Genomic DNA, 25,691 nt, shown 5'->3' with positions numbered 1-25,691 from the left:
GCTACACCTTCGTACAGGTCGACGGCCCAGCCACAGGAACATTCACGACCGAACCACAAACGGTCACCTACGTGTACCGCCAAAACACAACACCCGCCGAAAAAGGCACCGTCACGGTCGCGTACGTCGACACCGACGGAACCCCACTCACCGACCCCGAAACCCTCACCGGCACCATCGGCGACACCTACGAAACCGAACAACGCACCTTCGACGGCTACACCTTCGTACAGGTCGACGGCCCAGCCACAGGAACATTCACGACCGAACCACAAACGGTCACCTACGTGTACAAAGCGACTCAAGGGCCCGGTCCCGGTCCCGGCCCCGACCCTGACCCTGACCCCAAGCCAGGCCCCACGCCTAAGCCCGGCCCAGGCGAGATCGTCGTGACCGGCGCGGCACCCTTTGTGCCCTGGCTCATCACCGCGGCGGGTGCGCTCATCGCTGGGGCGTTGATGCTCTCGCTCACGAGGCGCCGCAGATCTAGACGGTAAACCTCCCCGCGGCCCGTTCCTGCGCTCAACGCAACATCCCGCGCCACATTTCCCGTGCTCAGCGCCCCACGTGTGGTCACTTTTCTCCTCGAGAGGTCAAAAAGTGTCGAAATTGATCGGAAATATCGACACTTTTTGACCTCTCGATGGGGTACCAAGGGGCGCGAGGCCGAAGAGAGGGGCGCGGGCAAGAACGCGGCGAGCGGGCACGCACGCACCCGATCCGCACAATAGGGCTTGCGCCAAAGCGCAGCCGCCCGATAGTGTTGTGAACTGTATTCCTACGACTCGGAAAGGAGCCATTATGACGAACATCATCGCATTTACGGCACCGACCTTTCCGGGCACTCAGCTGGCCGGCAAGTAGTCGACGCGGCCCATCGCCGCTCCCTTCCGTTCTCATCCCCAGCCCTGCACACTCGTGCGTTCTTCTAGGAAACATGTCTTCTTCATCTTCACTCTCGCTGCCACGCTCGCTCGCACGCCTCTTTCCGTTCGTGAAACCGGCGCTGCCGAGGGCGATTGGCGGCACCATCGTGGCGCTGCTCGCCGCGCTCGCGAGCCTCGCCATTCCCATCGTGCTGCAGTGGGTCGTTGACGGCCCGCTGCTCACGGGCGATCGCCGGCTCATCGTCTGGTCGACGGGAGCGGTGCTCGCGCTCGGCATCGCCGAGGCCGTCTTCATCTTTCTGAGGCGCCGCTTCGTGCTGCGCCCCATGACCGAGGTCGAGTTCACGATTCGGCAAACCTTCTACGACCGCCTGCAGAGCTTGCAGGTCGCATTCCACGACCGCTGGCAGTCGGGCCAGTTGCTGAGCCGCATGATGCAAGACATTGGGCTCATTCGCCGCTGGCTCACGTTCGGTGCGATCATGCTGTTGGTCAACGTGCTCACGATCCTCATCGGTACAGGTCTACTCTTTCGCTGGCACTGGGCGCTCGGCACCGTCTTCTTCATCGCCTCGCTGCCCATCTGGATCGTCGGCTACCGCTTCGAGCAGCGGTACGGGTCGCTCTCGCGCCTCAGCCAGGACCAGTCGGGCGACCTCGCGACCGCGGTCGAAGAGAGCGTGCACGGCATTCGCGTGCTCAAGGCGTTCGGTCGCGGCAGCCACGCTCTCGGCCAGTTCCGCAAGCAGGCGGAGTCGCTACGTTCGACCGAGATGCGCAAAGCCCGCGAGGTGGGCCTCATCTGGTTCTGGTATGACATGGTGCCGGTGCTCGCGCTCGGCCTCTGCCTGCTCACGGGCGTCGTACTCGTCGGGCTCGAGGAGCTCACGGTGGGCGAGCTGTTCGCATTCTTCGCGATGGCGGCAGCTCTGCGCTGGCCGATGAACTCGCTCGGCTTCCTCTTCTCCTTCATGATCGATACCCGCACCGCGACCGACCGTATCTTCGAGGTGTTCGACGCCGAGATCACGATTACCGACCCGGCCGAGCCGAAGAGCATCGAAGAGGGCCGCGGATCGCTCGCCTTTCGAGACGTGCACTTTCGCTTCAGCGATGCGCCCGACTCTGAGCGTGACCTTGTTGACGGCTTGACGCTTGAGCTCACGCCGGGCGAGACCCTCGCCCTCGTCGGAGCAACCGGAAGCGGCAAGACCACGCTCACGACCCTGCCCACGCGGCTCTACGACGTCACCGGCGGATCGGTCGAGCTCGACGGCATCGACGTGCGCGACCTCACGCTCGAGGAGCTCAGGAAGCGCATCGGCGTGGCTTTCGAGGAGCCGATTCTCTTTTCGGCGAGTGTTCGTGAAAACGTGGTGCTCGGTCGCCACGACCTCGATGTGCACAGCCCAGAAGCCGACGCGGTTTTGCGCGAGGCGCTCGATGTCGCGCAGGCGGGCTTTGCGTATGAGCTGCCTGAGGGGCTCGACACCGAGGTGGGCGAAGAGGGCATGAGCCTCTCTGGCGGCCAGCGACAGCGGCTCGCGCTCGCGAGGGTCGTCGCCGCGGCTCCCGACGTGCTCGTGCTCGACGATCCACTTTCTGCCCTCGATGTTGACACCGAGGCGCTCGTCGAAGCCGCGCTCCGGCAGGTACTCCAGGGCACGACCGCGCTCATCGTCGCGCACCGTCCCTCGACGGTCTCGATGGCCGATCGTGTCGCCGTCATGCAAGACGGTCGCGTCACCGAGGTGGGCACCCACCACGAGCTCTTGCGCACGAGCGCGCACTACCGATATCTCATATCTTCACTCGAAACCGGAGAGGAGGCGGCACGATGAGCCTGGAAAGCGTTCAGGGAACCCGCGGCGAAGACCGCGAAAGCTACACCCGCGAAGAGAGCCGGGCGATTCGCCGCAGGTCGCTCACCCTTCTCGGATCGATTCTTCGCCCCTTCAAGAAACTCATCGCGCTCACGGTCGTGGTCGTGGTGCTCTCGGCCGTGCTTCGCGCGGTCGGGCCGAGCCTCATCGCCGTTGGTATCGACACGACGCTTCCCCGCGCCATCGAGAGCGGTGACTGGTGGCCCACGATCGGCATCACGGCGGCGTTTCTTGCCGTCGGCGGGGCCGGAGCCGCGCTCGTTGGCTGGTATGTCGTGCTCATTGCACAGCTCACCCAGGCCGTGATGATGGAGCTGCGCACGCGCATTTTCAGGCACACGCAGCGACTGAGCCTTGAGTTTCACGAGGGCTACACCTCGGGTCGCATTATCTCGCGCCAGACGAGCGACCTCGAGTCGATTCAGGAGCTGCTCGACGGCAGCCTCAGCGAGCTCATCGACGCGGTGCTGCTCGGCTCGTTCACGCTCATCGCACTATTTTTGATCGACTGGCGTAGCGGGCTGCTGCTCGTTGGCATGGGGGTTCCGCTCGCACTCATCATGTGGTGGTTCGTCGTCGAGTCACAGAAGGGCTTTCGTGCGACCCGCGTCGTGAGCGCAAGGCTCATCGTGCAGTTCGTCGAGACCATGACCGGCATTCGGGCCGTGCAGGCGTTTCGCCGCGAGAAGCACAATAGCCGCGTGTTCGCGAAGGCCTCAAACGACTACCGCGAGGCGAACCTCAAGGTCATCAACCTGTTCGGCGTGCTCGACCCGGCCCTCGTCATGCTCGGCAACATCACCGTCGCGATCGTGCTGTTGTGGGGCGCGCTTCGCGTCACCGACGGCGCCCTCGCGATTGGCGTCTTGCTCGCGGCGGTTCTGTATGTGCGTAACTTCTTCGGCCCGCTCGAAGACGTGGCGATGTTTCTCAACTCGTATCAGTCGGCCGTCGCGGCCCTCGAGAAGGTCTCGGGCGTGCTCGAGGAGCAGCCGACCGTACTCGACCCCGAGAATCCCGTCGCCCTCGAACACTCGAGCGGCGAGCTGCGATTCGACGGCGTCAACTTCAGCTACGGTGGCGCGGGCGACAGCAAGACGGTGCTCGCAGACTGCAACCTCACGATTGCGGCCGGGCAAACGGTCGCACTCATTGGCACCACCGGAGCCGGTAAGTCGACGCTCGCAAAGCTCGTTGCACGGTTCTACGACCCCACCGAGGGCACGCTCACACTCGACGGCCGCGACCTGCGCGAGCTCGATCCTGTCGATCTGCGCCGGGCCATCGTCATGGTGACGCAAGAGGCCTACCTCTTTAGCGGCACGGTGGCCGAGAACATTGCTCTCGGTAAACCCGAGGCAACGCTCGAAGAGATTCGCGCGGCGGCCATCGCGGTCGGCGCTGACGAGTTCATCTCGTCGCTGCCCGACGGCTACGACACCGACGTGAATAAGCGCGGTGGCAGGGTATCGGCTGGCCAGCGCCAACTCATCTCGTTTGCCAGAGCGTTTCTCGCCGACCCCGCCGTGCTCATTCTCGACGAGGCTACCGCATCGCTCGATCTACCGAGCGAACGGCTCGTACAAGATGCGCTGCAGCGTCTGCTCGCCGACCGCACGGCGATCATCATTGCCCACCGACTCTCGACGATCGCGATCGCTGACCGGGTGCTCGTCATGGAGCACGGCAGGGTCATCGAAGATGGCACGCCCGCGCAGCTCATCGAGCACGACGGCAAGTTCGCCTCGCTGCACCGCTCGTGGGTGAGCTCGCTGAGCTAGGCTGCTGGGTTGTAATCTCTGGGGTGCTCAACGACTCCGTTGGGCACCCCAGATTTTCGTGTTTGCTGATGCCCAAGCGCTACTCAGGTGGGCTTTACGGCAGGTACAAAGAACAGCTGGCCGGTTTCGCTCTAGGGGCCATACAGGCCAGCGGTTGGGATGATCGGCGGCTCAGCCTGGGGGGGGGAAAGGGGGGCCGAGCCGCCGAGCATTAAGGATGAGACGCAAGTCGGGGGGGGGAGTAACTTGCGCCCCATCAGTCTGTTTGCGCTCAACGCGAGCGCGTCATGTGATATTCACCATTACGGTCTTCTCACACGGTAAGTCTTTATGCCGTTGCCTATTTGCGGCGTGTGATCATCACCGAACCAGCAGCAACCGCCACCAACGCAAGACCACCAACAACCAACAACCAACAACACCTGACCAGCACCACCAGTCATCGGTAACTCAGGCACCTCCTGCTGCACGTTCTTCACCTTCGCAGAAAACTCAGTCACCGCACCAGGCTTCACAACAACCTCGGTAGGCGCATCATCCGGCAACACGAACCCGGCAGGAGCCTTCGTCTCGACAAGCACGTAGCAACGCTCCTTCAAACCATTCGTCATCGTGCCAGTCTTGAGCTCGCCATCACCAATCCATACCCGAGGATACGTCACTTCGCTTCCAACGTGAGGGTCTTTGGTGGGCGAATGCTTGACCTTATCTACCTTGAGACTTGCTTGAGAAAGCACGGCTGTGAGGGCCGAGGTCGCAGTCGTTTGCCGCGCCTCGTTGTCGAGCGCGAATGCAACCGCAGGGTTACTTGTTGAGCCGTTGGGTGTGGTGTAATTATCGGTTTTCAGCATGCATGTATCAGCGCCATTGTTAGAGCCCGACGCCGATGCGGGAAAGCGCCCAACAATCTTTCGATCGGCACCCTGGCCAACGATTTCAGCAGGGCAACTCGCCGAAGGCTTGTCGTATGTCACCTGCAAAAGTGCCTCAGCGCTGAAGGAGCGGTCATCGGGCTCGGCAGTCGGCACAGGCACTTCAAGCTGTGCCCCCACTACTGCTGCCCTTCGTGACAGCTTGGTTTTCTGTCGCCGTGTAGTAGACACCGTGTCCCCCTTCACATCTGTACACAAGGCGTTTTCTTGCCTTACATAGATACAGAGCGAGAAGGAATGAGAATGTGACGCGGTTCGAAAAACTTTTTTGAAGAATGTTCTCAGACACCATTCTTCGCCCTCGAGGGCCGGTCACGAATACCCCGGACAAAAACACACAAACGGCGCCCTCCGCCCAGATGCTCGTTCGGAGCGCTCGGGCGAAAAACGCCGTTTGTGAAGGGCCTTCACCGGCCCCGGAGGTTACGCAGTCGGGTCGACGAGAATCTTGACCGCCGTGTTCTCGCGATCCATGAGCACAGCGAGGCCCTCTTCGACAATCTCTTCAGGGCGAATCTTCTTCGAGATGAAGGGTGCCAGGTCGAGGTCTTCGCTGCGCGCCATGGCGATCGCATCGTGGTAATCCTCATCGACGTAGCCGAACATGCCCGAGTACGAGATCTCGGTGAGGTGCATCTCGGCCTGCACGTTGAGGTCGAGCGGCTTACTCGGAATCGCGATGATCTGCAGGTGACCGCCGGGGCGAATCGTCTTGATGAGGTCGTGCGTCACGGGAACCACGCCGGCACAGTCGATCGCAACGTCGACGCCGTTACCGTCGGTCTCCTCAGCGATGATCGCATTCAGGTCATCATTCAGCGGATCGACCCCGCGATGTGCCACAGCATTTTCCATCGCGGCGTTGCGGCGGGCCTCGTTGGGCTCGCTGATGATCACGCGGGCTCCCTTGGCCTTCAAGACGGCCGCCGTGAGCACGCCGATCGGTCCTGCCCCGCCGACGAGCACGATGTCGCCAGCCTTCGCGCCCGACTTGCGAACGCCCCTCGTCGAGACCGCGAGCGGCTCGATCATTGCCGCCTGATCAAGCGGCAGATCGCCGACCTGAAAGGCGTTGCCCTCGGGAACGTTGACGTACTCGCTCAGGCCACCGCCGCCGCCCGACAGACCAAAGCCGCGGGCATTGCGGCAAATGTTCGTGAGGCCGACGTTGCAGGCGGGGCACTTGCCGCAGGGATCCACCGCTTTGATCGCGACGGCGTCGCCAACCGACAAGCCGGTCACGCCCTCGCCAACCTCGGCGATGGTACCCGAGAACTCGTGGCCCAGCACGATGGGTAGTTTCTCGCCCGTGCGCGGGTGAGCTTTGTCGGCCGTTGGCGTCGTCGGGTACGAGGGGCCAGCGCTGTAAAGGTGCAGGTCGCTGCCGCAAATACCGGCCTAGGCAACCTTGACTTTCACCTCACCCGCTGCCGGGGCGCCCGGCTCAGCAATATCTTCGACACGAACATCGTCTTTGCCGTAGTACATAACCGCCTTCATGGCATGGCTCCTTCTCAGTCTGACTGGTGAGAACCGGCGAAACGGCAGCTGTGTCGATTCCGCGAGCGCTGGGCTTCGCCGGATATCTTGCTTACTCTTCAACCGTATCGCGGCAGCTGGGGGCCTACTCAGCGCTGTCGGCCACCCGGGAGAAGTTATCAACTTATCCACAGGTGTGCATGTGGATAAATTACACCTGTGTAATTCTCGAAACTCTCTTCGAAGCTGATCAGAGGCTATTTTCGTGAAGAGCCAGAAAAGTCCATACACAGGGCATCCACACTGTTGTTCACAGCACCCAGCCACACCCATTCGCCCCATAACACAAGCACCCGCCCCACCGCGTAAGCGGCAAAGGCGGGTGCTTGTGGCAGGGCCGTGGCCCAAAAAGCGGCCTACGAGAAGGCGGCGATGCCCGTCTGCGCGCGGCCCAGAATGAGCGCGTGCACATCGTGGGTGCCCTCGTAGGTGTTGACGACCTCGAGGTTCACGAGGTGGCGCGCGATACCGTACTCATCGCTGATGCCGTTGCCGCCGAGCATGTCGCGCGCCTGGCGGGCGACGTCGAGTGCCTTGCCCGCGTTGTTGCGCTTCATGATCGAGGTGATCTCGACCGCGGCGGTGCCCTCGTCTTTCATACGGCCGAGGCGCAGGCTGCCCTGCAGACCAAGGGTGATCTCGGTCTGCATGTCGGCGAGCTTCTTCTGAATGAGCTGGTTCGCCGCGAGAGGCCGACCGAACTGGTGACGATCGAGCGTGTACTGACGCGCCGTGTGCCAGCAGTCTTCTGCGGCACCGAGCGCACCCCAGCTGATGCCGTAGCGTGCTGAGTTCAGGCAGGTGAAGGGGCCACGCAGGCCGCGCACGTCAGGAAAGACGTTCTCGTCGGGGCAGAAGACGCGATCCATCACAATCTCACCCGTCACCGAGGCGCGCAGGCCAACCTTGCCCTTGATCGCGGGAGCGCTGAGGCCCTCCCAGCCCTTCTCGAGCACGAAGCCGCGAATATCGCCCTCTTCATCTTTCGCCCACACGACAAAAACATCGGCGAAGGGGCTGTTGGTGATCCACATTTTCGCTCCGGTGAGCTCGTACCCACCGTCGACCTTCTTCGCGCGGCTCGCCATCGACCCCGGGTCTGAACCGTGGTCGGGCTCGGTCAGGCCGAAGCAGCCGATGAGCTCGCCACTCGCAAGCCCCGGAAGGTACTTCTGCTTGGTCGCCTCAGTGCCGAACTCATTGATGGGCACCATCACGAGCGAGCTCTGCACGCTCATCATCGACCGAAAGCCCGAGTCGACGCGTTCAACCTCGCGCGCGACAAGGCCGTAGCTCACGTAGTTGAGGCCGCTGCCACCGTATTCCTCGGGAATCGTGACGCCGAGCAGCCCCATCTCACCCATCTCCTTGAAGATGCTCGGGTCAGTGTACTCGTTGCGAAAGGCCTCAGTCACCCGCGGCGCAAGCTTCTCTTGGGCGTACTGATGCGCAGCATCGCGGATCATACGCTCGTCTTCAGTGAGCTGCTCGTCGAGGTGCAGTGGATCGCTCCATGAGAAAGGGACCTTGCTAGCCATATATGTCTTCCTTAACCGTCAGTCTGGGCAGAAATGCCGCTTCGATCTTGCGCTGAGCCATTTACCGATGTCAACACTAGCCCATCGTATTGATGATGAGACCGATGTGCGTGTAGAAGTTCAGAGCGCCAAAGAGCAGGAAAATGATGCCCGAAACGAGCCACACAACGCCCACCGTGCGCGTGACCTTCGACTGCTCACCCGTCGACGAGAGCGTGCGCAGGCTGAGCGGGAAGAGCACGGCGCCAAGCCCGACGAGTACGAAGAGCGCCGACATGAAGGTCGCCTCCAGCATCGGGTAGTCGGCGAAGAAGCCCGAGATGGGCTCCTGCGCCGGGGCTGCGAACAGCTGGTAAATCATGCCGGCGGCCGCGATGCCAAAGAGCGCGAGGCCCATGCCCACGACAAAGATGCCGAGCGGCTTCGCTACGCTCGCCGCCTCTGCAGCGCGATCCTTCGCCTCGGTGATCTGGTCGCCACGCTTCCAGAGGTAAAGTGCGGCGCCGAGCAGCAGCACGCCGAACGCGAGGCTCGGCTCGCCAAACACAATGTTGTCGAACGGGAAGTAGAGCGCAAACGGCCAGGTCAGCGTCATGTGCAAACCGGTCGTCGTGAGAATAAAGCCGAGCACGCCCGCGCCGAGCGCCCAGCCCTCCGGCTTAAACCGCTCGTCACGAACGAGCGCGCGGCCGAGCATGACCATAAAGATGAGGCCCGCACCAGCGGCAATCGCCATGATCGTGTTGTACGTGGGCATCTGAGTCCAGTCGATCGAAAGACCGCCCTCTTCGCCGCGAATAAAGTCTTCAAACACCGTGCGTATCCCCCGCTTCTTGAGACGATGTAACGCATCGTACGTCACACCTTTTTGACACTTTTAGCCTAGTGTTTTCGGGCCCGGCTCAACAGGGTTTTGGTGTCGCTCGTGCGCGCTCCGGGCGGTTCTTGGGCGATGACCGAGCGGTGTTCGGGCGACACTCTTCAGCTGGCTCTGCGCGGGCTCAAGTGCCTCGGCCGCCCCACCCGTTAGGCATAGTCGGCGAACACGCGCTGGGCCACGCCATCGAGCGTCATCTCGCCGCCGTACGGCACGATCCACTGTGGTTTCGTGTGGCCAAACGGCGGGCCAATGCACACCACAGCGTCGGGATTATAGGCGCCAATCTCTTCAAGCATCACGTCACGCTGATCGGCCCGACGCTTCGCTCGCGCCGCCGCGTCTGGCAGGGGCCGGTCTAGCGCACTGCCCGGGGTCCTGGCCACAGCGACCCCGGCAACCGTGCCGAGCAACCCCCGCTCACCAAGCGCGCGCACCCAGTAGCGCACCTGCTCAGCCTCGGGCAGCTCTTCGCTCGTCTCAAGCAGCAAGATCGTTCCCTGAAGGGCCTCGGCGCTCGGCAAACGATCAGCGATTGCGAGCTGATCGATCACCTCAAGGCAGCCGCCCCACGTGGGCCCCGTGACCACTTTCTCGGGGCCAGCCCACACCCACGGCTCAGTTGCCTCACGCAGGCCTCCCTCGCTCGTTGCGAGCACGTCAGCCCACTCCAGGCCGTAGTCTTCTGACTCACCGGGTTCGGTCAGCTCGAGTCGCTCCCCCGTGAAGAGGGCGGCGGTGAGCGCCGCGAGATGCTCGGGGTCGACCGCGGGGCCCGCGCCGAGATGCACCTGCGTCGATCCGCCGTAAAATCCTGCGACGCCGTGCGACCACAGCCAATTGAGCAGGTTCGTGTTGTCGCTGTAGCCGAGAAAGGGCTTCGGGTCGGCGCGTGCGAGTTCGGGATCAAGGTGCCTGATGACCGTGATCTGGTCGCTCCCGCCCACCGTCGCGAGAATCGCGCGAATCTCTGGGTCGGCGAACGCAGCGTTGACGTCGGCGGCCCGCTCTTCGGCGGTGGCGCCGAGCTTGCGCGTGGTCGGGTATTCGATGGGAATGAGCCCCGTGAGCTCGGCGAGCCGGCGCATCGCCTGCTCGTGCACCGCGGGGCCGATGGCCGGTGCCGCGAACGCGGGCGAGAGCACCGCGACCTTGTCGCCGGGCTGAAGTTTGGGCGGGTGCACTCGGTTATTCATGCAACAAAACCGTACCGAAGCCGCTCGCGTGCGGTCAACCATCGCACGCACGATCAGGCCCCTTGTGCGGATCGTCGGCTGGCACGGGCGAAAGTTATCAACTTATCCACAATCGATGCTGTGGACAAATTACACCGGTGTAATTTCGAAGGTGTCTTCGATGCTTGCGAGGCACACACCTACCCCGCGAGCTGGCGGCCGGCGCTAGAAGAGCGTGGTCGTACTGACCTTCGCGAGGCTCGGCCACTCGTCAGGGTCGAAGGCCCGGGCTGGGCCATGACGCTGCTCGGAGCGGTGATCGAGATTGACCGATTGCTCTTCGCTCGGAACGCGCTCACGCCAGTCGATCCACAGGTCTCGCGCGACCGGCTTCGGCGGGCTCGTCATCGAGAGCTCGATGCGGGTCGCTGCGGTGTTCGACTCGCTTGCTTCGTTCGCCTCGGTCGTTGCATCGCTTGGCTGCTCTGCCGACGGGGCCTCCGAGCCCTCCTCAGATTGTTCACCGTTCACAGCTTGATCGATCGTGACGATGATCTCGCACCCGTCGTCGGTCGTCGCGAGAAATTGCTGCAGACTGCCGGGAACGCTGCCGGCGTTGGCCGCATCAATAGCCTCGATTTCGGTCACAGGCTGCCGTTCAAGCTGCCAGCCAGAACTGCCGGCCGCGTTCACCGCGCGCTCGGCGACCTCTTCGGGAGCGAGATCAAGCTCGAGGATCCACCCGATATTCATGCGGTAGGCGTCCTTGCCCTCGTCTAAGGCGCCGCCGCCCGAGACATACCAGGGGTCGGCGGTAATGACGTCGCGCATGAAGCTGAGTTGCTCTTGCATGTCGTTCCACAGGTGCTCCTGCTCGGCGGCGACACGATCGTGCGTCGCATCGCCCACCCCGACGCCCGCTACCGCCACGCCGACAAGCACCGCCGGAACGAGCACGGCTGCCCCCACGATGGACCATCGACCCTGCGATCTCACAACCGGGCTTGGCTCGATGACCGGTTCGCCATCGCGTGGCTTCGGCAGGTTTGCCGCGAGCACGAGCACCGTCAGGTACGGCACCAACACGAGGACGACGCCGATCCCCATGAGCAATTGCTCGAGCGGCTCCCGAATACTGAAGAACACTGAGCCGAGCACCGATGCCGTACTACCCGAGTCACCGACGCCGCGCACGCTCAGCGCGAAGAGCACGGTGCCCCACCACTGCACGATGAGCAGCACGCTGATGAGCGTCTTCGATGAGCGCAGCCCGGCCGAGCGCTTCATGATGATGCGCGGCAGGAGGGCTGTGAACGCCAAAGCGGGCAGCAAAACCGGCGAAAGGAGCATCACGATGACCATTTCCCAGCCGCCCGTACCGAGCAACAAACCCACGAGGAACAGCGCGACGGGCAGCCCCCAGGCCATGAACGGCCACGCGCGCCACACGATCGCGTTCGCGCGTCCCCTGGCCTCGGCGCTCTCACGCGGCTCTTGGTATCGCTGCGGCTTCTGCTTGCGTGCACCCATATGTTGACTGTACTGGAGGCGTCCACTCGCCTACCGGCTTTCTCCCGCCCTCCCCCGTCACCGAAAGGTCAAAAAGTGTCGATTTTCGCGAAATTTTCGACACTTTTTGACCTTTCGAGCGCGAAAAGTGACCCCCGGAGGGACGTTCCAGCGAAGGGGGCGTTAAAGAACAGGCAAGATACGAAACACAGTGCAGCCTGAGCGGCAACACGAAATCACGATAGCGGCAACGCGGTAGCCGCTCGGAAATGCGAGCAGTACGCTTACCATGATGACAGGTTCAAGGAACAACAGATCGGCGCAGGCGTGGAGCCCGATGCCTGGCAGGCCACCGCAGCCGCGCCACACGAGGCAGCACAGCCCCTCGGGAAGCTCCGCGAGACCCTCAAGCTCGTGTGGCAATGAGGTGACCGCACGATGAAAGCTACACGATGGATCGCCGTGGCATTCGGCGTGCTCACTGTCCTGGCCTATCTCTCACCGTTTGCTGTAACCATCGACTCCGAGGGAGCCGGATGGCTCGCATATTTCGTCCTGGTGGTGACCTGGTATCTGATCGGCCCAGCCCTGCTGACCTCAGCCACGTTCTGTGCCGCGATCAGTTCTGTACTGTACGTGCGCGACCCTCAGCGAAGCACCCGGCGCAAATACGCCATCGTGTGGAGCTGGGTGGTCTGGTTCATACTCCTGACCGCCATCGCCGTATTCCTCTTCCCCAAGCCACACCCGTACCCTGATGTGCTCATGGTGATCCTTTTCACCGCCGTCCCGCTCATCACCGGTGTTTCAACGGTGCTCGTAGCGGTCAACGCACGAGATCCGCATTCGCGGGCCCGTGTCGTTGAGCACTAACGCATCGTTGCCAGCGTCACCGTAGCGCTCAGCGCCATTCAGCCGGTCGCCAACGGCCTCGGCTCCGTTCTCGTCACCACCGTGTTCATTGGCCCCCTCGCCCAGGAGACCGTTGCCGCAATGACGGCGACCCTGATAGCGATTCTTGTGGTCACCACGCTCTGCTTATTCGCGGTGCCGCTGCTCCCGCACAACGCCGTCGCCCTCGACGACTCGATACAGCTCAGAGAGGGTTCGGCACCCACGAGCGTCAGAACTGATCAGTGTTCGAGCGCCTCAGATACAGATGACCCCTGACTCGAGAAACATTCTCAGGTCAGGGGTCATCTGTCTATATACGTATATACGTGCGCGAAGGGGGACTTGAACCCCCACGCCCTTGCGGGCACTGGCACCTGAAGCCAGCGCGTCTACCAATTCCGCCACTCGCGCGTGATTTGTGATCGCATCTTTACAATCAACCCGATCAGCCTACCAGCAAGCGACGAGTACGAGCAAAATCGTGTGAGAAAAAACCTCTATTGGGCGGGTGAAGTGCGAGAAAAAGCGCTGAATTGAGCAGTTCGCAGGTAGCATTTCAGGTATAGACGGTACTTTGAGAAGACGAGTGTCATGAATGAAGGGAGGCCACGTGGGAATCTTTGATGGAATCGAGCGTGGTCTCGAGCGTGCCGTGAACGGAGCCTTTGCGCGCACGTTTCGCTCGGGTGTTCAGCCCGTCGAGATCTCTGCCGCGATTAAACGCCAGCTTGATATCGGGGCGGTCATCGTTGACCGCGACCGTGTGATCACGCCGAACCGCTTTGTCGTGAAGGTGTCGCAGGGCGACTATCAGAAGCTGCAAAGCCTTGGCGAGACGCTCGAACGCGAGCTGCGTCAGGTTGCCGTGAAGTACGCGAGCAAGCAGGGCTACACCACGCTCGGCCAAATCGACGTGCAGATCACGCCCGATGAGCGCCTGCGCACGGGCGTGCTCGAGATCGAACCAGAGAGCGTCGAGGGCCACATCAGCTGGGGCGCGGCGCTCAACATCGACGGCAAGAATCACGAGCTCAAGCAGGGCACCAACGTCATCGGCCGCGGCAGCGACGTTGACGTGCGCATCAGCGACAACGGCGCGTCACGCAAGCACCTCGAGATCGACTGGAATGGCAGCGAAGCCATCGCACGCGATCTCGGCTCAACGAACGGGTCGAAGGTCAACGGCCAACGGTTCGCAGAAGCAAAACTTACCCCCGAAACGGTCATCACGGTCGGGCAAACGCACATGAAGTTTGTCTTACTGCCCCAACGTCAACAACAGTTTCACCGTAAGGCTGGAAGCAATACGAACCAGACCGTACAGCTCCCGGTGAGCGACGCCGACACCTTTTGGAGGGACCTATGAGTGAGATGAGTGAGCTAACGCTCATGGTTCTGCGCCTCGGTTTCTTGCTGATTCTGTGGCTTTTTGTCTTCTCGGTTATTTTTGCTCTCAGAAGCGACCTCTTCGGCGCACCGGTGCGTCGGCTCAAGAAGTCAGACACCCCGGTCGCTTCAGGCGGCAGCCCCGTCTCGTCGCCCCCGGCACCGCAGCCTGCCGGCGCACCGATGCACCAGGGAACGGCCCCCGTGGTTACCCCCTCTGGCGGTGCCCTGCCATCGGCCGGCTCGTCGCCAATGAGTGGCAGCGGCGGCCCGGCGAAACAGCTTGTCATCTTAACCGGCGTTGCCGAGGGCACCTCGATTCCACTCGATGATGGCCACGTCACCATTGGCCGTTCACCAGACTCAACCCTCGTCATCGTTGATGAGTACACCTCGACGTACCACGCGAAACTGCAGCGTTCGGGCGACCAGTGGAGCATCACCGACCTCGACTCGACGAATGGCACGAAGGTGAGCGGCAAGCGCATCACGCAGCCCATGCCGCTGCCCACCTTCACCCCGGTCACGATCGGCACGACAACCTTTGAGCTGAGGCCCTAACCGTGACAATTGGGTTCGAGAGCGCGATCGCCTCTCACGTTGGCATGATTCGTAGCAACAACCAGGACTCGGGATTCGCCGGTTCTCGGTTGTTCATGGTCGCCGACGGTATGGGCGGCCACGCTGGCGGCGACGTTGCCTCTGCGCTCACCACTCGTGACGTCGCCTCGATCGACACCGAATTTTTTGACGACCCCGAAGAAGCCGCGAAAGCCCTCGAACAGCGACTGCTCGAGGCCAACCGCATGCTCTCACGCACGGTCACAACCCGCACCGAACTCGCGGGCATGGGCACCACCTTCTGCGGCTTTCTGACGGTCGGCGACCAGCTCGCGACTGCCCACATCGGCGACAGCCGCCTTTATCTCTACCGCGACGGCGTACTCACGCAGCAGTCGAAAGACCACACCTTCGTGCAGCGCCTCGTTGACAGCGGTCGCATCACCGAAGAAGAGGCAGCCACGCACCCCAGGCGCTCGGTGCTCATGCGCGTGCTCGGCGACGTCGACTCAGCACCCGAAATAGACACCGCGGTGCTCAACACGAGGCCCGGCGACGTCTGGCTTTTGTGCTCTGACGGCCTCTGCGGCTACGTCGAAGACGACATCATCGCGCAGATTCTCTCCCAGCGTTCCTCGCTCGACGAAGCCGTCGCGCAACTCGTCGACGTGACGCTCGGCAACGGCGCACCCGACAACGTGACGGTCGTGCTCGTCGAAACCGTCGACCCTGCCCCGGCTGAAGACCCCGGGCCACGCTTTGCTGGATCCGCCGCGAAAGAGGGCGGCGACGGCGTATCGGTCGACACGAGCCCGATTCGACGCTTCTCGAAGTTCTCAGGCCAGTCTCGCCGAGCCCGCAAGCTGCAGCCGGTCGAAGAATCGCACTTCGAACCACGCGTCGACGAATACCTTGCCGAGCTCATTGCCGAGACCAAACGCCAAACGCGCAAGCGCAGGCTGCTCATGCTCGCGACGCTCGTACTGTCGATCGGTTCGCTCGCCGGCCTCGTGTTCGTTGGCTACCAGTGGACCCAGACGCAGTACTTCGTCGGCACCGACGGCGAAACCGTCATCATTTACCAGGGCGTTCGCCCACAAATCGGGTCGCTGAGCCTCAACTCTGAGGCCGAAGACACGCAGATTCCACTCGAAGAGCTCACCGGCTACGAACGCTCGCAGGTCGAGCGCACCATCACCGCCGGTTCGCTTGAAGAAGCACGCAACATCGTCGTTCGCTTGAGCGACGGCGAAGGGGGTGATTTGAGCGATGAGCCAAGAGAATAAGCCCGCATCGCCCACCTTCCAGGAAGCGATCACGAGTGACACGGTGCTCGACCGCATCGTGGCCCTGCGCGCGCCCGGTAAGTTGCGTGCCATGGAGCTCATGCTGCTGCTCTTCGCCGTAGCGATCGGCGTCGCCGGCATCATCATCGTCGACCTCACCGTGCGCGGCGAACTGTCGACCACCATGCTCGTTCCCGGCCTCATCTACGTCGCAGCGCTCTTTGGCCTGCACATCGTTGTGCGGCTCGTTGCCTCAGATGCCGACCCGCTGTTCGTTCCTATCGCGGCCTTTCTCAGTAGCATCGGCGTGATTGAGATTTATCGTCTCGACCTCGCAAACGATAAGTCAGGGTGGAGTGCCGACTCGGTACGCCAGCTCATCTGGCTCGCCGTCGCGATCACCATCGCCGCCGTCGTGCTCATCATCGTTCGCAACCACCTCACGCTCTACCGCTTCACGTACCTTTCGGGCCTCGGCGCACTCGTACTGCTCATTTTGCCCATGGTTCCCGGCATCGGTTCAGAAATTAACGGTGCGAAGGTGTGGATCAGGATCGGCGATTCGATGTCGTTCCAGCCGGGCGAGATCGCGAAGATTCTGCTCGCAATCTTCTTCGCCGGGTACCTCATCTCGAACCGTGACGCACTCGCGATGGCCGGCAAAAAAGTCCTGGGCATCGTCTTCCCGCGTGGCCGCGACCTCGGGCCGCTGCTCGTCATCTGGTTCACCTCGATAATCGTGCTCATCTTCCAGCGCGATCTCGGTACCTCGCTGCTCTACTTCGGGCTGTTCCTCTCGACCCTCTACGTCGCCACCGCGCGCAAGGGCTGGCTCGTGCTCGGCATTAGCCTCTTCCTTATCGGCGGCATCATCGCCAGCCAGGTGTTCAGCCACGTCAGCACGAGGTTTCAAAACTGGTTTAACCCCTGGGCCGATCCGCAAAATAGCGGATATCAGATGATCCAGGGGCTCTTCGGGCTTGCAAACGGAGGCATGCTCGGCACGGGTCTGGGCGGCGGTTTCCCTGAAATCACGCCGTATGCGCAGAGTGACTACATCTTTGCGAGCCTCGGTGAAGAGCTCGGCCTCGTCGGTCTGTTCATGATTCTGCTCGTGTACCTCATCTTCGTGGGCCGTGGCCTGCGCGTGAGCTTCGCTGGGCAGGACGATTTTGGCAAGCTGCTCGCGATGGGTCTCGCGTTCTCAATCGCCTTTCAGGTGTTCATCGTGCTCGGCGGCATCACCCGCGTGATTCCGCTCACGGGCCTCACGGCACCGTTCCTCGCGGCCGGTGGTTCGTCGCTCGTCTCGAACTGGATCATCGTGGCCCTTCTTTTGCGCCTCTCGAACGCTGTACGAAACCGACCGAAGCTGGTGATTCGCGCATGAATAAACAACTGAAGTTCATCACGCGATCAATCTTCGCAATGTTCATCGTGCTCTTCGGAGCCATCACGATCATTCAGGTCGTTCAGGCCGAAGAGCTCCGGGCGAACCCGCTCAACAAGCGAACGACCTACAACGCGTTCTCGGTCGAACGCGGTGAGATCCTCGTCGATGGCTCGTCGATCGCCTCGTCGATCCCGACCTCTGACGCGTACCAATTTCAGCGTGTGTACGAGAATGGGCCCCTCTATGCGCCCATCACCGGATACTTCTCGCATTACCAGGGCATTACCGGCATCGAGTCCGCTATGAACAGCGAGCTCTCTGGCCTTGGAAACACCCAGTTCTTTACCCGCGTCATGCGGATCATCACCGGCGAAAAGCCGCAAGGGAGTGCCGTCGAGCTCACGATCAACCCGGCCGCGCAGCAGGCTGCTTGGGATGCGCTCCAGGGCTACGAGGGATCAGTCGTGGCACTCAACCCGACCAACGGCAAGATTCTTGCGATGGTTTCGACGCCCTCGTTTGACCCGAACCTTATGTCGTCAAACAACGACCTCGAGATCATCGACAATTACAAGGCCCTGCAAGATGACCCGAGCAAACCGCTTATGAACCGCGCGATTGCCGGTGACCTCTTTCACCCGGGCTCAACATACAAGCTCCTCACGACGGCCGCGGCCCTCGAATCTGGGGCGGCAGAGCCCTCGACCGAGTTCAAGAACACCAAGTCGTTCAAGCTACCAGGCTCAAATAAAGAGATGCACAACTACGGCCTCGGGCTATGCGGCAGCGGCGACAAGGTCACGCTCGCCGATGCTGTGAAGTTCTCGTGCAACGTACCCATGGGCGAGCTCGCGGGCAAGATGGATCGAGACGAGATTCCCAAGATGGCCGCGGCCTTCGGCTTCGGCCAGGAACTGTCGATTCCGCTCACGGTCACCCCAAGCCAGTCTCCGGTTCCTCAGAGCGACGCAGACGCCGCGATCAGCTCGATCGGCCAGCTCGATGTGCGTGCGACCCCGCTGCAGATGGCTATGGTCTCGGCGGGCATCGCAAACGGCGGCGTGGTCATGCAGCCGCAGCTCGTCAACCAGGTGCTCGCGCCGAACTTCTCGGTCGAAAAGTCCTTCACCGAGGCCGAGTTTGCAAACCCCATCTCAGCGAAGACGGCATCGCAACTCACCGCGATGATGGTCGCGGGTGTCAACGAAAGCGACGGCGCAGCGTACAAGGCCCGTATCGAGGGAACCACGGTCGCGGGAAAAACCGGAACCGCCCAGAACGGAGAGGACGCAGCGGGGAATGACCGGCCCTATACGCTGTGGTTTACCGGCTTCGCTCCGTCTGAAAACCCCGAAGTAGCCGTGGCTGTTGTCATCGCGAACGGCGGCGGAGAAGCCCACAATTTTCAGGGAACCTCGTACGAGATTCCCACGAATATCGGAAAACAAGTCATGGAAGCGGTGTTAAGCCAATGAGACCAACTGCAGGAGTCACATTCGGTGGTCGCTACGAGCTGAGCTCACGGGTCGCAATTGGCGGCATGGGCGAGGTTTGGAAGGCGACTGATAGCGTCATCGGGCGCACGGTCGCGATTAAAATTCTTAAAGACGAATATATGGGCGACCCTGGCTTCCTCGAGCGTTTTCGCGCTGAGGCAAGGCACGCCGCGCTCGTCAATCACGAGGGCATTGCCAACGTGTATGACTATGGCGAGGAGCAGGGCTCGGCTTACATCGTCATGGAACTCGTTCCCGGCGAGCCGCTCTCGACCATTATCGAACGCGAGGGCAAGTTACCCCCCAACCGCGTTCTCGGCATCGTTGCCCAAACCGCGATGGCACTGCAGGCCGCGCACGATGCTGGCCTCGTGCACCGCGACATCAAACCCGGCAACCTGCTCATCACCCCAGACGGGCGAGTCAAGATCACCGACTTTGGTATCGCTCGCATCGCCGACCAGGTGCCACTGACCGCGACCGGTCAGGTCATGGGAACGGTACAGTATCTCGCTCCCGAGCAGGCAAGCGGTCACAACGCAACCGCGAAAACCGACGTGTACTCGCTCGGTATCGTCGCCTACGAGTGCCTGAACGGCAAGCGCCCCTTCACCGGCGACTCGCAGGTCGCGATCGCGATGGCACAGATCAATGACAAGCCACCCGCGCTCTCAGAAGAAATCGCCGAGCCCGTACGCAATCTTGTGTTCTCGTGCCTCGAGAAAGATCCTGACCTGCGCCCTGAGACAGCCGGAAAGCTCGCTCTCGCGGCCGCCGCGCTGCACAAGGGCGACATCCAGGCTGCCGCGGGCTACGTTCCCGCTGTTCTCGGTATCAAGCCGACCGAAGACGCTTCAACGACGCTCCTTCCCGCGACGACGGCGATGGATCCAACGACGCAGGTTCTCGGCCAAACCACCGTGCTCGACCCAACCCAGGTCATGCCCGAAGGCGAAGCTGCCGAAGACGTTCCCGAGGAAGAACTCGAAGAAAAGAAAAAGAGCCCGTGGAAGTGGCCCGTCATTATCATCGTGGTGATTCTGCTCATCGTCGGTGGTGGCACTGCATACGCCATTTGGTCTTCCAATCAGCCGAGCGTTGAAAAGGAAGAGAAACCTAAAGAAGAGAAGCCCAAAGAGGAAGAAAAGGAAGAGCCCGAAGAAGAGGCGAGCGCAACGATCTCGGCCAGTGAAATCGAGGGCACGAACATCGACGAGGCTTACGCCTACCTCGAGAGCCTCGGTTTTACGCGCATCCACAAGCAGCCCGGTGGCCCAAGCCCCGACGCCGTGGTCGGTCAGGTGACGAACGTGACTCCGACCGGCGAGAAGGTCAAGCTCACGCAAACGATCACGCTCACCTACAACGTCGCTTACGGCGACGCGACCGCGCCGAGCAACGGCCCTTCGGCTCCCTCTGAGGTCACCGTGGGTGACACCTTCACCGTGCAAGGCATCAGTGCAGGCTCGTGCCCCTCAGGTCTCGCCGAGAACTTCCAGCTCAATCTTGAGCCAAACAACGGCATGGCAATGCTCCTCGGAGCCGTCGACGGCGGATCAGCGCAGGTTCGTGCCGATAAAGCTGGCACCCTCAGTCTCAGCTATACCGTGACCTGTAAGCGCGAGGGTGTCGACCCCCGCATCGTCACGTCACCGGTGACCAGCGTTGTTATCAAGGAAGCTCCGAAACCCGACCCGGTTGATCCGCCAAAGCCAGAAAAGCCTGAAGAGAACACCGATACCGAAGACGATACCGAGTAACCCGATAACAACTCGGCAACACGGGCCAAGTATCGGGGTAACCACACCGACTCTAGAGCTTGCTGTCGCTAGAATTATCAGATGTATCGAAACGAGAGGAGATCGCCGTGACTGAGGCATCTGGCCGGCGTTTACTCGCGGGACGATACGAGGTTGGCGAGTTCATCGGCCAGGGTGGCATGTCGACGGTGTACCGCGGCGTTGATACCAAACTTGGACGCCCCGTCGCCATCAAGATCATGAAGGCGCAGCTCGCTCAGGACAGCGAGTTTCGCGACCGCTTTCGACAGGAAGCCCGGGCCGCCTCGCGCATGGCGCACCCCTCAATCGTGCGTGTCTTCGACGCCGGCGACGAGCTCATCAACCTTGGCACCGAAGTACAGCGTCTGCCGTTCATCGTCATGGAGTATGTGAAGGGGAAGAACCTTCGCGAGATCGTCCAGGAAAAGCCACTCTCGACCTCTGAGATCACTCGTGTTCTCGACGCGGTACTCACCGCGCTCGAGTACTCGCACCGAGCAGGCATCGTTCACCGTGACATCAAGCTCGCAAACATCATGGTGACCGATACCGGCCACGTCAAAGTCATGGACTTTGGTATTGCCAGGGCAGTCTCTGAGACCTCGTCGACGCTGCAACAGACAACCGCCATTCTTGGCACGGCGGCATACTTCTCGCCGGAGCAGGCGAAGGGTGAATCGGTCGACGCACGTACCGACCTGTACTCAGCCGGTGTCGTGCTGTACGAGTTGCTCGTCGGCGACGTGCCTTTTCGGGGTGACTCAGCCGTTGCGGTCGCGTACCAACACGTCAGTGAGCGCCCCGAGCTTCCCAGCACACGCAACCCCGCGATCACCCCTGAGTTCGACCGGGTCGTCATGCACGCCCTTGCGAAAGATCGCGCAAAACGCTTTCAAAATGCCGCCGAGTTTCGCGAGGCGCTGCGGCTCGCGGCAGATGGCAAGATGCCCGAGCTCGCGCTCACAACCGACTCCGGACCGATTCTTTTTTCTAGCGGCGACGAGATCTCAGAGTCTGAGCTCGCACTGCGCCAACTCACCGAATCATCGAGCTCGCCCAAGAGCCAGCCGCGGCCACCGGTCATGTGGACCTGGGCAGCGATTCTCACCGTCGTCGCCGTCGTTGTGGCCGTCATCTTCTGGCTGACACAGCTTGTACCGCCGAACACGTTGATTAACTCGGCTCGCGAGATACCCGACCTCGAGGGCACCACCGAGAAGGTCGCAATGCAAACGCTCGAAGACCTCGACCTCGTGGCCGTTCCCGTGAGCGAACCCAACGACGATATCGCTGCCGAATCAGTCTTCAAGACGTACCCGGCGGCCGGCGAGGTCGTCGAGGTGGGCACCACCGTCAAGGTGTACGTCTCATCAGGTCCTTTCATGGCCACGCTTCCTGATCTCTCGGGCAAGTCGATCGAAGACGCAACCGAAAAGCTCAACGACCTCGGCCTCACGGTCGGCCTCACGAACGAGCTCGACGACCCAAGCATCCCGGGCGGCTCCGTCATCAGTTCAAGCCCCGCCGAGGGCGAGCTCGTGCTCACCGGAAGCGCAGTAGACCTCACCGTTTCAAATGGCAAAGTCACGGTCCCTGATGTGAAGGGTATGTCGATGCCTACCGCGCAAGAGATGCTCGACCCAACGGGTGTGAACATCGAGCAAGAGGGCGACAGCTCATGCGGCCAGATCAACGACCTTCCGGTCATCAATCAGTCGGTCGTGGGCCAGGTTGAGCAGCGCTCGACAGTGACCCTCTTCTACTGCAGCGGTTAAGCAACAACCGGCCGGCTTTTCTTAGCCCTCGGGTGACCCCGTCAAACAGGTTCGCCCGAGAGGTCTTTCCATTGAGGCCGTACGAGCACAGCGTCAAGAAGACTCCGCGAGCGCTAGAGCCTAAGGCCGGCTAAAGGATTCACACGCTGTAGCGCTGAGGCATCATCAAGGGTCGATTCTGGCTCAGGAATCACCGTGTTGACCCACGGATAAATGAACATCATGAGCGCGTAGACGAGCGCGGCCAGGAGTGCAAAGAGCACGATCACGCGAAACCATGCAGGTCCGGGAAAAAATCGCCATACGATTGAAAACATTACTGAGCAGCCTCTCCGGTCTCGGCCAGCGCGGGGTTCAGAGCGAGAAGCTCTTTCGGAATGCCCTCTGAGGTTGGACTGAACGACTCAAACACCGAATAGGTAATCACGCGCTCTGAGATGCCAAGGTTCTTTGGGTGGCACGACGTCATCGTGAGAATGCGCTGCTCGGCAACTCTGCCCTCGATACGCGGGAACGGCGCTAGGACGTCGGTCTCGTTCGGCCAGACATACTCTGAAGACCGGTAGCGATAGGTGTACCAGCCCTCTGGCGTTTGAATAAAGATTGGGTCGCCAACGCGCAGGGCGTCGACCTCACGGAACGGGGCCGTGTAGGCACCCGAGCGGTGCGCTGCGAACGCTGTATTGCCGAGCTCGCCGAGCTCACTCGACTTCGAGTAGCGCCCGATACCCTTCTCGTCGAGGTTCAACACCTGGTGAGCATCGGTTCCCTCGCTGAGGGTGTTCTTGAAGTCGGTTGCGAACGCCGGAATGTAGACGACCGCGAAGTAGTCGCCTTCGGTTGGCTTTGCGACGATGGGCACGACGCCGGGCTCGGGTTCAGACTCTGGCTTCTCCCACTGCGAGACGAGACCCGATGCGAGCTCACGCTGTTCACCCTGCACCACAACGGTTGTGTACCAGGGCTGCCAGACGATATACCCGAGCATGGCAAGACCGAGCACAATGAAGGTCTCACCAATAACCGTGCTGACCCTCAAACGCTTACGTTTGCGCCTCGGTGTGTCGTTTCGTGCCATGGCTTCATTCTATTCAGCCCAGCGGCGTGAAACCTCAAGTAAGATGTGGGTTATGGCAAAGTCAAAAGATCTCAGCAAGAAACAACAGGCTGAAGTGACCTCACAGAACCGCGAGACCCCCTCGGGAGAGCCCGCACCGAACCCAGCATGGTTTAAGCCGGTCATGTTCGGCTTCATGCTCGTTGGCCTCGTGTGGATCGTTCTGTACTACATCACCGCGGCAACCCTCGCTCTGCCCATTCCTCAGCTGGGACAGAACAACATCTTTGTCGGCTTTGGGCTCATTCTCATTGGGTTCTTGATGACCACCAGGTGGCGTTAATAACCACCGCGCACTTATGCACAGGTGTGAATTACAACGGTGTAATTATCACCAGCTGTGTATAGAACTGTTGATAAGTTCCCGTCACTCGTTGCCAACAACGCACATCACGCAGATGAATGCCAGATCACGCAACAGGTAAAGGGAGCACCACAAAATACGATGCTGAGAGCACGACGAGCAGCGCCGCAAGACCAACGAGCATGCTGATACGTTTCGTGCGCTGCCTGGGCCCCTTAAAGTTCACCAGTACCCCCATGACCGCTGCACCGACGAGCATTCCGCCAAGGTGAGCCTGCCACGAGATCTGTGACCCGGGCTGCAATCCGATCGCAAAGTTGATCGCGAGCAGCACGCCGAGCGAGGTCACGTTGACATTCACTGATCTCAGCCCGACGAACATCGCACCCATCACACCGAAGATCGCACCGGAGGCGCCCACGGTAGGCGTCAAAATGGTTTCTGGGTTGACATAGACCCACAGTTGAACGGCCAGCGATCCGCCCCATCCGGCCATCGCGTAGAGCAGGATGTAATTGAGCTTGCCAACCGCGCGTTCAAGCTCTCGACCGAAGATCCACAGAGTGAACATGTTGCCGAGCAGGTGGTAATAGCTGCTCGTTGAGTGGGTAAACATGACCGTCAGCATGCGCCACGGTTCAAAGTACATGGGGGTCGAATACGCGGGCCGGTACCAGAGCGCGTTCGTGACGCTATCGCTCGTGAGCTGCGCGAGAAACACCAGCCCACACAGAATCATGATCGTGTACGTCACGGCCGGGATCTGAGGGTCGGTAAATGCCCGACCGATTTTCGTGCGTGAAGGTTTACTGCGCCGGGATACACCGGGCGAGGTTTCCTTCACGCACGAGGGGCACAACACACCAACGGCCGACTGCACCTGGCAATCAGGGCAAATGTTATTGCCACAACGCTGGCACAGCGTAAAAGTAGGCCGGTTCTTATGTCGGTAGCAAACGTCAGACGGGCCGTAGCTCGCCCGCTCGCCGAACTGCGGCACATTGTGTCCCATGGAGTATGACGAAACTTACTGCTTGATGGTGATCGAGGTGATCACAACGTCTTCAACTGGGCGATCCATAGCGCCGGTAGCAACGCCCTCAATCGCGTCAACGACCTTCTTCGACTCATCGTCGTTGACCTCACCGAAGATGGTGTGGTTGCCGTTGAGCCATGACGGAGCGATCGTGGTGATGAAGAACTGTGAGCCGTTCGTGCCCGCGAGGCGACCGGTGAGGTCGGGGCGCTTGCCAGCGTTCGCCATTGCGAGCTGGTAGGGGCGGTCGAAGGTGAGCTCGGGGTGAATCTCATCGTCGAAGGTATAGCCTGGGCCACCGGTGCCGGTGCCCTGTGGGCAGCCGCCCTGAATCATGAACTCTTTGATGATGCGGTGAAAAATGAGGTTGTCATAGAACCCCTTTTCAGCGAGGTCGATGAAGTTCTTCACGGTCTTCGGAGCCTGATCACCGAAGAGATCAAGGTTAATGTCACCGTGGTTTGTGTGAATGGTTGCTGTTGCCGATGGAATGGTCATGTTGCCCAGTCTACCGGGCACAAACTTGCCATTTGCTAGTAAA

22 protein-coding genes and 1 tRNA gene are annotated in these 25,691 nt (G+C 61.3%); 12 read left to right on the top strand and 11 right to left on the bottom strand.

Going from position 1 to position 25,691, the window contains the following annotated elements; translation table 11 throughout:
- The 3 genes from KTJ78_RS05120 to KTJ78_RS05110 all read left to right on the top strand — a co-directional run.
- Nucleotides 1-497 (top strand): MucBP domain-containing protein (locus KTJ78_RS05120; RefSeq protein ID WP_217133222.1); only part of this gene is annotated, 497 nt, incomplete at its 5' end.
- Between the two features lie 440 nt (nt 498-937).
- Nucleotides 938-2,728, top strand: coding sequence for an ABC transporter ATP-binding protein (locus KTJ78_RS05115; protein ID WP_217133221.1), 1,791 nt, complete (start codon nt 938-940; stop codon nt 2,726-2,728).
- On the top strand, nt 2,725-4,551 hold the full coding sequence (locus KTJ78_RS05110) for an ABC transporter ATP-binding protein (RefSeq protein ID WP_217133220.1): 1,827 nt from the start codon (nt 2,725-2,727) through the stop codon (nt 4,549-4,551). Before KTJ78_RS05115 ends, KTJ78_RS05110 begins: the two co-directional genes overlap by 4 nt.
- A gap of 302 nt (nt 4,552-4,853) precedes the next feature.
- On the opposite strand, the gene KTJ78_RS05105 is transcribed toward KTJ78_RS05110, so the two are convergent.
- The 6 genes from KTJ78_RS05105 to KTJ78_RS05080 all read right to left on the bottom strand — a co-directional run bounded on the left by KTJ78_RS05105 (nt 4,854) and on the right by KTJ78_RS05080 (nt 12,142).
- Nucleotides 4,854-5,603: a SpaA isopeptide-forming pilin-related protein gene (locus KTJ78_RS05105; RefSeq protein WP_217133219.1), complete on the bottom strand. Its 750-nt coding sequence runs from the start codon at nt 5,601-5,603 to the stop codon at nt 4,854-4,856.
- A 303-nt stretch (nt 5,604-5,906) separates the two neighbouring features.
- Entirely contained in the window at nt 5,907-6,875 is a 969-nt protein-coding gene (locus tag KTJ78_RS13875; RefSeq protein WP_369807987.1) for an alcohol dehydrogenase catalytic domain-containing protein, read from the bottom strand.
- Nucleotides 6,876-7,378: 503 nt separating this feature from the next.
- Entirely contained in the window at nt 7,379-8,560 is a 1,182-nt protein-coding gene (locus KTJ78_RS05095; protein ID WP_217133215.1) for an acyl-CoA dehydrogenase, read from the bottom strand.
- Between the two features lie 76 nt (nt 8,561-8,636).
- A complete protein-coding gene (locus KTJ78_RS05090; RefSeq protein WP_369807985.1) occupies nt 8,637-9,374 on the bottom strand; it encodes a DUF981 domain-containing protein in 738 nt (245 codons plus the stop codon).
- A 212-nt stretch (nt 9,375-9,586) separates the two neighbouring features.
- Nucleotides 9,587-10,633 (bottom strand): S66 family peptidase, encoded by a 1,047-nt coding sequence (locus tag KTJ78_RS05085; RefSeq protein WP_217133213.1) that lies wholly within the window; start codon nt 10,631-10,633, stop codon nt 9,587-9,589.
- 204 nt (nt 10,634-10,837) lie between these two features.
- Nucleotides 10,838-12,142, bottom strand: coding sequence for a hypothetical protein (locus KTJ78_RS05080; protein ID WP_217133211.1), 1,305 nt, complete (start codon nt 12,140-12,142; stop codon nt 10,838-10,840).
- A gap of 417 nt (nt 12,143-12,559) precedes the next feature.
- Here KTJ78_RS05080 and KTJ78_RS05075 point away from each other — a divergent pair, with 417 nt between their 5' ends.
- Entirely contained in the window at nt 12,560-12,994 is a 435-nt protein-coding gene (locus tag KTJ78_RS05075; protein ID WP_217133210.1) for a hypothetical protein, read from the top strand.
- Nucleotides 12,995-13,342: 348 nt separating this feature from the next.
- Here KTJ78_RS05075 and KTJ78_RS05070 read toward each other — a convergent pair.
- Nucleotides 13,343-13,426, bottom strand: a tRNA-Leu gene (locus KTJ78_RS05070).
- A 199-nt stretch (nt 13,427-13,625) separates the two neighbouring features.
- On the opposite strand from KTJ78_RS05070, the gene KTJ78_RS05065 reads away from it, so the two are divergent.
- The 7 genes from KTJ78_RS05065 to pknB all read left to right on the top strand — a co-directional run bounded on the left by KTJ78_RS05065 (nt 13,626) and on the right by pknB (nt 22,693).
- Complete coding sequence (locus tag KTJ78_RS05065; RefSeq protein ID WP_217133209.1) at nt 13,626-14,381, top strand: FHA domain-containing protein; 756 nt, start codon at nt 13,626-13,628, stop codon at nt 14,379-14,381.
- A gap of 5 nt (nt 14,382-14,386) precedes the next feature.
- Nucleotides 14,387-14,962: an FHA domain-containing protein FhaB/FipA gene (locus KTJ78_RS05060; protein WP_217133208.1), complete on the top strand. Its 576-nt coding sequence runs from the start codon at nt 14,387-14,389 to the stop codon at nt 14,960-14,962.
- A 2-nt stretch (nt 14,963-14,964) separates the two neighbouring features.
- Entirely contained in the window at nt 14,965-16,248 is a 1,284-nt protein-coding gene (locus tag KTJ78_RS05055) for a PP2C family protein-serine/threonine phosphatase (RefSeq protein WP_369807984.1), read from the top strand.
- Complete coding sequence (locus KTJ78_RS05050; RefSeq protein WP_217133207.1) at nt 16,232-17,638, top strand: FtsW/RodA/SpoVE family cell cycle protein; 1,407 nt, start codon at nt 16,232-16,234, stop codon at nt 17,636-17,638. Before KTJ78_RS05055 ends, KTJ78_RS05050 begins: the two co-directional genes overlap by 17 nt.
- Complete coding sequence (locus KTJ78_RS05045; RefSeq protein WP_217133206.1) at nt 17,635-19,116, top strand: peptidoglycan D,D-transpeptidase FtsI family protein; 1,482 nt, start codon at nt 17,635-17,637, stop codon at nt 19,114-19,116. Before KTJ78_RS05050 ends, KTJ78_RS05045 begins: the two co-directional genes overlap by 4 nt.
- Nucleotides 19,113-20,897, top strand: coding sequence for a serine/threonine-protein kinase (locus KTJ78_RS05040; protein WP_217133205.1), 1,785 nt, complete (start codon nt 19,113-19,115; stop codon nt 20,895-20,897). The genes KTJ78_RS05045 and KTJ78_RS05040 overlap by 4 nt, the downstream gene beginning before the upstream one ends.
- A 107-nt stretch (nt 20,898-21,004) precedes the next feature.
- Nucleotides 21,005-22,693 (top strand): Stk1 family PASTA domain-containing Ser/Thr kinase, encoded by a 1,689-nt coding sequence (pknB, locus tag KTJ78_RS05035; protein ID WP_369807983.1) that lies wholly within the window; start codon nt 21,005-21,007, stop codon nt 22,691-22,693.
- A 113-nt stretch (nt 22,694-22,806) separates the two neighbouring features.
- Here the strand turns inward: pknB and KTJ78_RS05030 are convergent, their stop codons facing one another.
- Complete coding sequence (locus KTJ78_RS05030) at nt 22,807-23,010, bottom strand: hypothetical protein (protein WP_217133203.1); 204 nt, start codon at nt 23,008-23,010, stop codon at nt 22,807-22,809.
- Nucleotides 23,010-23,771, bottom strand: coding sequence for a class E sortase (locus KTJ78_RS05025; RefSeq protein WP_217133201.1), 762 nt, complete (start codon nt 23,769-23,771; stop codon nt 23,010-23,012). The genes KTJ78_RS05030 and KTJ78_RS05025 overlap by 1 nt, the downstream gene beginning before the upstream one ends.
- Before the next feature lie 52 nt (nt 23,772-23,823).
- Between KTJ78_RS05025 and KTJ78_RS05020 the strand changes: the two genes are divergently transcribed.
- Complete coding sequence (locus KTJ78_RS05020) at nt 23,824-24,093, top strand: cell division protein CrgA (RefSeq protein WP_217133199.1); 270 nt, start codon at nt 23,824-23,826, stop codon at nt 24,091-24,093.
- Between the two features lie 127 nt (nt 24,094-24,220).
- On the opposite strand, the gene KTJ78_RS13525 is transcribed toward KTJ78_RS05020, so the two are convergent.
- Entirely contained in the window at nt 24,221-24,868 is a 648-nt protein-coding gene (locus tag KTJ78_RS13525; RefSeq protein ID WP_369807982.1) for a rhomboid family intramembrane serine protease, read from the bottom strand.
- Between the two features lie 273 nt (nt 24,869-25,141).
- Complete coding sequence (locus KTJ78_RS05010; RefSeq protein WP_217133195.1) at nt 25,142-25,648, bottom strand: peptidylprolyl isomerase; 507 nt, start codon at nt 25,646-25,648, stop codon at nt 25,142-25,144.
- Between the last annotated feature and the right edge of the window lie 43 nt (nt 25,649-25,691).

The sequence above is a fragment of the Leucobacter chinensis genome (assembly GCF_019049105.1).
Classification (GTDB): domain Bacteria; phylum Actinomycetota; class Actinomycetes; order Actinomycetales; family Microbacteriaceae; genus Leucobacter_A; species Leucobacter_A chinensis.
The sequence above is the reverse complement of the archived record's forward strand: the minus strand, read 5'-3'. Positions and strand labels throughout refer to the sequence as shown.